Source organism: Klebsiella sp. KTE92, assembly GCF_000398905.1.
In the GTDB taxonomy this organism is placed as follows: domain Bacteria; phylum Pseudomonadota; class Gammaproteobacteria; order Enterobacterales; family Enterobacteriaceae; genus Klebsiella; species Klebsiella variicola.
Window position 1 is genome coordinate 489,454 of the sequence record NZ_KB976100.1, and the last position, 7,007, is coordinate 496,460.

General features: G+C 57.2%; 4 protein-coding genes and 1 rRNA gene. 3 read left to right on the plus strand and 2 right to left on the minus strand.

Going from position 1 to position 7,007, the window contains the following annotated elements:
* Entirely contained in the window at positions 1–1,386 is a 1,386-nt protein-coding gene (locus A1WC_RS22615) for an efflux transporter outer membrane subunit (protein ID WP_032691326.1), read from the minus strand.
* Positions 1,387–1,558: 172 nt separating this feature from the next.
* Here A1WC_RS22615 and cusR point away from each other — a divergent pair, with 172 nt between their 5' ends.
* Positions 1,559–2,242 (plus strand): copper response regulator transcription factor CusR, encoded by a 684-nt coding sequence (cusR, locus tag A1WC_RS22610; RefSeq protein WP_008807068.1) that lies wholly within the window; start codon positions 1,559–1,561, stop codon positions 2,240–2,242.
* Positions 2,232–3,665 carry a Cu(+)/Ag(+) sensor histidine kinase gene (locus A1WC_RS22605; protein ID WP_016160210.1) on the plus strand — a complete coding sequence of 478 codons (1,434 nt, stop codon included), beginning with the start codon at positions 2,232–2,234 and terminating at the stop codon, positions 3,663–3,665. Before cusR ends, A1WC_RS22605 begins: the two co-directional genes overlap by 11 nt.
* A 63-nt stretch (positions 3,666–3,728) precedes the next feature.
* Here the strand turns inward: A1WC_RS22605 and A1WC_RS22600 are convergent, their stop codons facing one another.
* On the minus strand, positions 3,729–4,850 hold the full coding sequence (locus A1WC_RS22600; protein WP_016160211.1) for a cupin domain-containing protein: 1,122 nt from the start codon (positions 4,848–4,850) through the stop codon (positions 3,729–3,731).
* 592 nt (positions 4,851–5,442) lie between these two features.
* Between A1WC_RS22600 and A1WC_RS22595 the strand changes: the two genes are divergently transcribed.
* A 16S ribosomal RNA gene (locus A1WC_RS22595) occupies positions 5,443–6,982 on the plus strand.
* Positions 6,983–7,007 lie beyond the last annotated feature (25 nt).

The following is a 7,007-nucleotide window of genomic DNA, read 5'->3' on the forward strand; positions in this document are numbered from 1 at the left end:
TTATTCCATCCAGCCGCCGCCGAGGGCGGTGAACAGGGTGATTTCATTTGCCTGACGGGAATAGTTGAGTTCCAGCAGGGTTTGTCGGGTGGTAAAAATGTCGCGCTGGGCGCTCAGGACTTCGATGTAGCTGACCGCGCCGTGACGATAGAGCGCAGTAGCGCGCTGCAGGGTGATATTTAGTGAAGCGAGATAGCGCTCCTGGGCGGCAATCTGATCGGCCAGGCTTTGGCGCAGGGCCAGCGCGTCGGCCACCTCTTTAAAGGCGGACTGTATTTTTTGTTCATAGTTGACCACCTGCTGCTGCTGGCGGATCTCCGCCAGATCGAGGTTGGCCTGATTGCGCCCGGCGTTGAAAATCGGCAGTTCGATTTTGGGGATGAAGTTCCACATCGCGCTGCCGGCGTTAAACAGGCTGGAGAGCTCGCTGCTGCTGCCGGAGAGCGAGCTGGTCAGGGTGATCGCCGGGAAGAAGGCCGCCCGCGCGGCGCCGATATTGGCGTTGGCCGCCAACAGGCTGTGTTCGGCCTCTAAAATATCCGGCCGCTGCAACAGGATCGCTGAGGAGAGCGATGGCGGCAGGGTTACGCCTTTCAGGTCCACCGCGCTGCTGGCGCTATCGTCCGGCAGATGCTGGTAGCTGCCGAGCAGCAGTTGCAGGGCGTTATTGGCCTGCGCCAGCTGGCCCTGACGTTTGGCGATATCGGCGCGGGTGCTTTCGATCATCCCGCGCGCCTGCTCCAGCGCCAGCACGGTGGTGCTTCCGGTCAGCAGCTGTTTTTCAACGAAGGCGTAAGACTGCTGATAGTTCTGTAAGGTGTCGTTGGCCACCTGCAACTGCGCTGCCGCCAGCCGCTGGTTGAAGTAGCTTTGTGAAACGTTAGCAATCAACAGGATATGCACCGCACGCCGGGCCTCTTCGCTGGCGAAGAAGTTCTGCCGGTCGGCCTCGCTGAGGTTTTTCAACCGGCCAAAGAAGTCGAGGTCATAGCTGAGATTCAGGCCGGCGGCATAATCGCTGCTGGTGGTGGTGTCGCCTTTAAGCTTGCCGCCATAGGTGGTGCTGCCGTCACCGTTCAATTGCGGGTAGCGGTCGGCGTCGGTAACCCGGTACTGGGCGCGGGCTTCCTGCACTTTCAGCGTCGCCATCCGCAGATCGCGGTTGTTGGCCAGCGCGGTGCTAATCAGGCTTTTCACCTGCGGGTCGACGAAAAAGGTGCGCCAGCCGGTCTCCTGATAGCCCGCTGTCGCAGTAACCAGCTTGTTCTGGCTGAGAGAGAACTGCTGCGGCACCGGCGCGGCGGGGCGCTGGTAGTCCGGAGCAAGTGACAGACAGCCGGTTAAGGCGAATATCACGCTGAGAGTAAGAAGCTTTATTGGGCGCATGGCGGCAGACGCTTTCGACGATTTATCCATGGCGGCTACTTTACGTAGCGGGCTCTGTTCAGGGCGTGACAGGAAAATGACAAAGCTGTCATTTTCCTGATATTTCATTGCTATCCGGAGGCGCTCCTCTAAAATTGAATACCCGCACAGAACGCGCGTGAAGGAGCCTGCCGTGAAGATTTTGATTGTCGAAGATGAGAAGAAAACCGGAGAGTACCTGACCAAAGGGCTCACCGAGGCCGGCTTCGTCGTCGACCTGGCCGATAACGGCCTTAACGGCTATCACCTGGCAATGACCAGCGATTACGATCTGCTGATCCTCGACATCATGCTGCCGGATGTGAACGGCTGGGATATCGTGCGCATGCTGCGCGCCGCCAATAAAGGCATGCCGATCCTGCTGCTCACCGCGCTTGGCACTATTGAGCATCGGGTGAAGGGGCTGGAGCTGGGCGCCGACGACTATCTGGTGAAGCCATTTGCTTTTGCGGAGCTGCTGGCGCGAGTGCGGACCCTGCTGCGCCGTGGAGCGGCGGTCATCGTCGAAAGCCAGTTTCAGGCGGCGGATCTCAGCGTCGATTTGGTCAGCCGCAAGGTGACGCGCGGCGCGACGCGTATCACCCTGACCAGTAAGGAATTCACTCTGCTGGAGTTCTTCCTGCGCCATCAGGGCGAGGTGCTGCCGCGTTCGCTGATTGCCTCGCAGGTCTGGGATATGAATTTCGACAGCGACACTAACGCCATTGACGTGGCGGTGAAGCGGCTGCGCGCCAAAATTGATAACGACTTCGAGCCGAAGCTTATCCAGACCGTGCGCGGCGTCGGCTATATGCTTGAGGTGCCGGATGGCCGCTAAGCGCCCCTTTTCCCTGGCCACCCGGCTGACCTTCTTTATCAGCCTCGCCACCATCATCGCTTTCTTTGCCTTCACCTGGATCATGATCCATTCGGTGAAGGCCCACTTTGAAGAGCGCGACGTGCACGATCTCAGGCAGCTCAGCACCACGCTGGAGACGGTCCTCGACCACGCTGACTACCCGCAGGCGCGGCGGCTGGAGATCGTGAGGAATATCATTGCGGGTTACGCCAACGTCTTTATCTGTCTGGACGACGGCCAGGGCAATATTCTGTTTCAGTCGCCAGACGGGCCGGATCTCAGCCATATGCTGAGTACGCCGGGGCTGGCGATGCAGCTGCGCGACGGGAATGTGATTTCATGGACTGACCCGCAGCCGCGGATGATGGTTCATGATAATCATCCAATGGAGACCCGCGCCTGGCGGCTGATCATGCTGCCGCTGGGCAAGCAGGCGGACGGCAAACCGGCGTACCACCTGCTGATGGCCTTATCCATCGATTTTCACCTGCACTATATTAATGAGCTGAAAGCGAAGCTGATTTCCGCGGCGACGATAATCAGTTTGCTGATCATCGCCATCGTGCTGTTTGTGGTCTATCAGGGGCATAAGCCCATCCGCCAGATCAGTCGCCAGATCCAGAATATTACCTCGCGGGATCTCGACGTGCGCCTCGACCCACAGGCCGTGCCTATCGAGCTGGAGCGGCTGGCGCTGTCGTTTAACCATATGCTGGAGCGCATAGAGGATGTCTTTACCCGCCAGTCCAACTTCTCCGCCGATATCGCCCATGAAATCCGCACGCCGATTACCAACCTGGTGACGCAAACCGAAATCGCTTTAAGCCAGAGCCGCAGCCAGCAGGAGCTGGAAGAGGTGTTGTATTCCAATCTCGAAGAGTTCTCGCGGATGTCGCGGATGGTCAGCGATATGCTGTTCCTCGCCCAGGCGGATAATAACCAGCTGATCCCTGAGCAACAGGCGCTGGATCTGGCCGAGGAAGTGCATAAGGTGTTTGAGTTCTTTGAAGCGTGGGCGGAAGAGAAGGCGGTGGCGCTGCGCTTTGTCGGCAGCCACTGCCGGGTGATGGGCGATCCGCTGATGCTGCGGCGGGCGATCAGCAACCTGCTGTCGAACGCGATCCGCTACACGCCGGCCGGCCAGGCGGTGACCATCCAGTTGAGCGAAAGCGCCGAGACGATCCGTCTGGTGGTGGAGAATCCCGGTACGCCGATTGCCGCCGAGCATCTGCCGCGGCTGTTTGACCGTTTCTATCGCGTCGACCCCTCGCGTCAGCGCAAAGGCGAGGGCAGCGGTATCGGCCTGGCGATTGTGAAATCCATCGTCAGCGCCCACCACGGCAGCGTAGCGGTGCAGTCCGATCTGCGCTCTACGCGTTTTATTATCGTGCTGCCGAAATAGACGCAATAACGGCTGAAAGCCAGCGGGCAGCGCCAGGCGGCCGCCCGCAGTATTGCCGCTCTCTTACTCTTCGAAGTACCAGTAGCCCTGATTAATCAGCCGCGTCAGTTCGCTCACGAACGCCGGATTCTGCAGGCCGCTGCCGAGCTCTTCCTGACCTAATGAGGTATAGCGGCACAGCGCATCCAGCGCTTTGGCATCGGTAGTGTCCAGCTGTTCGCTATGCACGAAGAAGCTGTCGCCGATATGCAGAACGCGCAGGCCGCTCAGGCGGGAGAGCTTTTCGCCGCCCAGCAGCGCATCGACCACTTCCTCTTCTTCATACGGTGGTTCCGCCGGCGCAATATCCAGCTCGTGACGCGGGGTGGTGACGAAACTGCCGAACCACTGCTTGAAGTCTTCCGGCTGGCGAATCATGTCGATCATCATGGTGCGCAGACGTTCGAGTTCATACTCCTCAACCCGGCCAGGATGCTCGCGGCAGGTGAGGTCCGGATCGCTGTAGTGCTCGCCGCCAAGATCGTTCTCCAGCACATAGTCGGCGAAGCTGCTGATCAGGTCGCGACCGTTTGGCCCGCGGAAGCCGACGGAGTAGTTCAGCGCGGTTTCGTGGGTCACGCCATCGTGTGGGAATCCCGGCGGAATATAGAGGATGTCGCCCGGCTGCAGATCTTCATCAATGATCGGCGGGAACGGATCGACGTGCAGCAGTGCCGGATGCGGGCAGAACTGACGCATCGGCAGCTTATCGCCCACGCGCCAGCGGCGGCTGCCCATGCCCTGAATAATAAAGACGTCATACTGATCGATATGCGGGCCGACGCCGCCGCCGGGGACGGAGAAGGAGATCATCAGGTCGTCCAGACGCCAGTCCGGCAGTACGCGGAACGGGCGCACCAGCTCGGCGACGGGCATATGCCAGTGGTTTACCGCCTGGGCCAGCAGCGACCAGCCGGTTTCGCCCAGCCCGTCGAAATGTTCAAAAGGACCATTGCTGGCCTGCCATTTGCCGTTGGTCAGGCTGACCAGCCGGCTGTCGACTTCCGGCTCCATGGCTAATCCGGCCAGCTCGTCCGGAGTAATCGGGTCGACGAAGTCCGGAAACGCGTTTTTTAATACCACCGGCTGTTTTTGCCAGTACTTCTCTAAAAACTCGGGCCAGTTAATGTTGAGTTGATAAGCCATCGATTATTACCAGTAAGAAGAAACGGGCCTGATTATAGAAACGGGGGCCAGGTGGGCGCTTTGTCGTGGGTCAAGAGTGGTGCTTAATTCACCATCGGCGCGATAATGGCGTTGGGTAAGAGAGAAAAATCACATTTTTGCCAAAAAACGATCTTAGCGTAAACTGCGCTGCAGGCCGCATGAACACTGGGATGGCGCCTTGAATGGTAAGAAGATGAATAAGCGAAAAGTTCAAATAATGAGCGGTCGATAAGATTTTTCTATTTTAACGCTTGCTACTTCCGGCGAACTCCCTATAATGCGCTCCCACTGACACGGCAGATGTGAATCACTTCACACAAACAGCCGGTTCGGTTGAAGAGAAAAATCCTGAAATTCAGGGTTGACTCTGAAAGAGGAAAGCGTAATATACGCCACCTCGCGACAGAGCGCTAAAGCGCGTCGCAACTGCTCTTTAACAATTTATCAGACAATCTGTGTGGGCACTCAAAGTGACATGGATTCTTAACGTCCTCGGACGAAAAATGAATACCAAGTCTCTGAGTGAACATGCGTAATTCATTACGAAGTTTAATTCACGAGCATCAAACTTAAATTGAAGAGTTTGATCATGGCTCAGATTGAACGCTGGCGGCAGGCCTAACACATGCAAGTCGAGCGGTAGCACAGAGAGCTTGCTCTCGGGTGACGAGCGGCGGACGGGTGAGTAATGTCTGGGAAACTGCCTGATGGAGGGGGATAACTACTGGAAACGGTAGCTAATACCGCATAACGTCGCAAGACCAAAGTGGGGGACCTTCGGGCCTCATGCCATCAGATGTGCCCAGATGGGATTAGCTGGTAGGTGGGGTAACGGCTCACCTAGGCGACGATCCCTAGCTGGTCTGAGAGGATGACCAGCCACACTGGAACTGAGACACGGTCCAGACTCCTACGGGAGGCAGCAGTGGGGAATATTGCACAATGGGCGCAAGCCTGATGCAGCCATGCCGCGTGTGTGAAGAAGGCCTTCGGGTTGTAAAGCACTTTCAGCGGGGAGGAAGGCGGTGAGGTTAATAACCTTGTCGATTGACGTTACCCGCAGAAGAAGCACCGGCTAACTCCGTGCCAGCAGCCGCGGTAATACGGAGGGTGCAAGCGTTAATCGGAATTACTGGGCGTAAAGCGCACGCAGGCGGTCTGTCAAGTCGGATGTGAAATCCCCGGGCTCAACCTGGGAACTGCATTCGAAACTGGCAGGCTAGAGTCTTGTAGAGGGGGGTAGAATTCCAGGTGTAGCGGTGAAATGCGTAGAGATCTGGAGGAATACCGGTGGCGAAGGCGGCCCCCTGGACAAAGACTGACGCTCAGGTGCGAAAGCGTGGGGAGCAAACAGGATTAGATACCCTGGTAGTCCACGCTGTAAACGATGTCGATTTGGAGGTTGTGCCCTTGAGGCGTGGCTTCCGGAGCTAACGCGTTAAATCGACCGCCTGGGGAGTACGGCCGCAAGGTTAAAACTCAAATGAATTGACGGGGGCCCGCACAAGCGGTGGAGCATGTGGTTTAATTCGATGCAACGCGAAGAACCTTACCTGGTCTTGACATCCACAGAACTTTCCAGAGATGGATTGGTGCCTTCGGGAACTGTGAGACAGGTGCTGCATGGCTGTCGTCAGCTCGTGTTGTGAAATGTTGGGTTAAGTCCCGCAACGAGCGCAACCCTTATCCTTTGTTGCCAGCGGTTAGGCCGGGAACTCAAAGGAGACTGCCAGTGATAAACTGGAGGAAGGTGGGGATGACGTCAAGTCATCATGGCCCTTACGACCAGGGCTACACACGTGCTACAATGGCATATACAAAGAGAAGCGACCTCGCGAGAGCAAGCGGACCTCATAAAGTATGTCGTAGTCCGGATTGGAGTCTGCAACTCGACTCCATGAAGTCGGAATCGCTAGTAATCGTAGATCAGAATGCTACGGTGAATACGTTCCCGGGCCTTGTACACACCGCCCGTCACACCATGGGAGTGGGTTGCAAAAGAAGTAGGTAGCTTAACCTTCGGGAGGGCGCTTACCACTTTGTGATTCATGACTGGGGTGAAGTCGTAACAAGGTAACCGTAGGGGAACCTGCGGTTGGATCACCTCCTTACCTTAAAGAACCTGCCTTTGTAGTG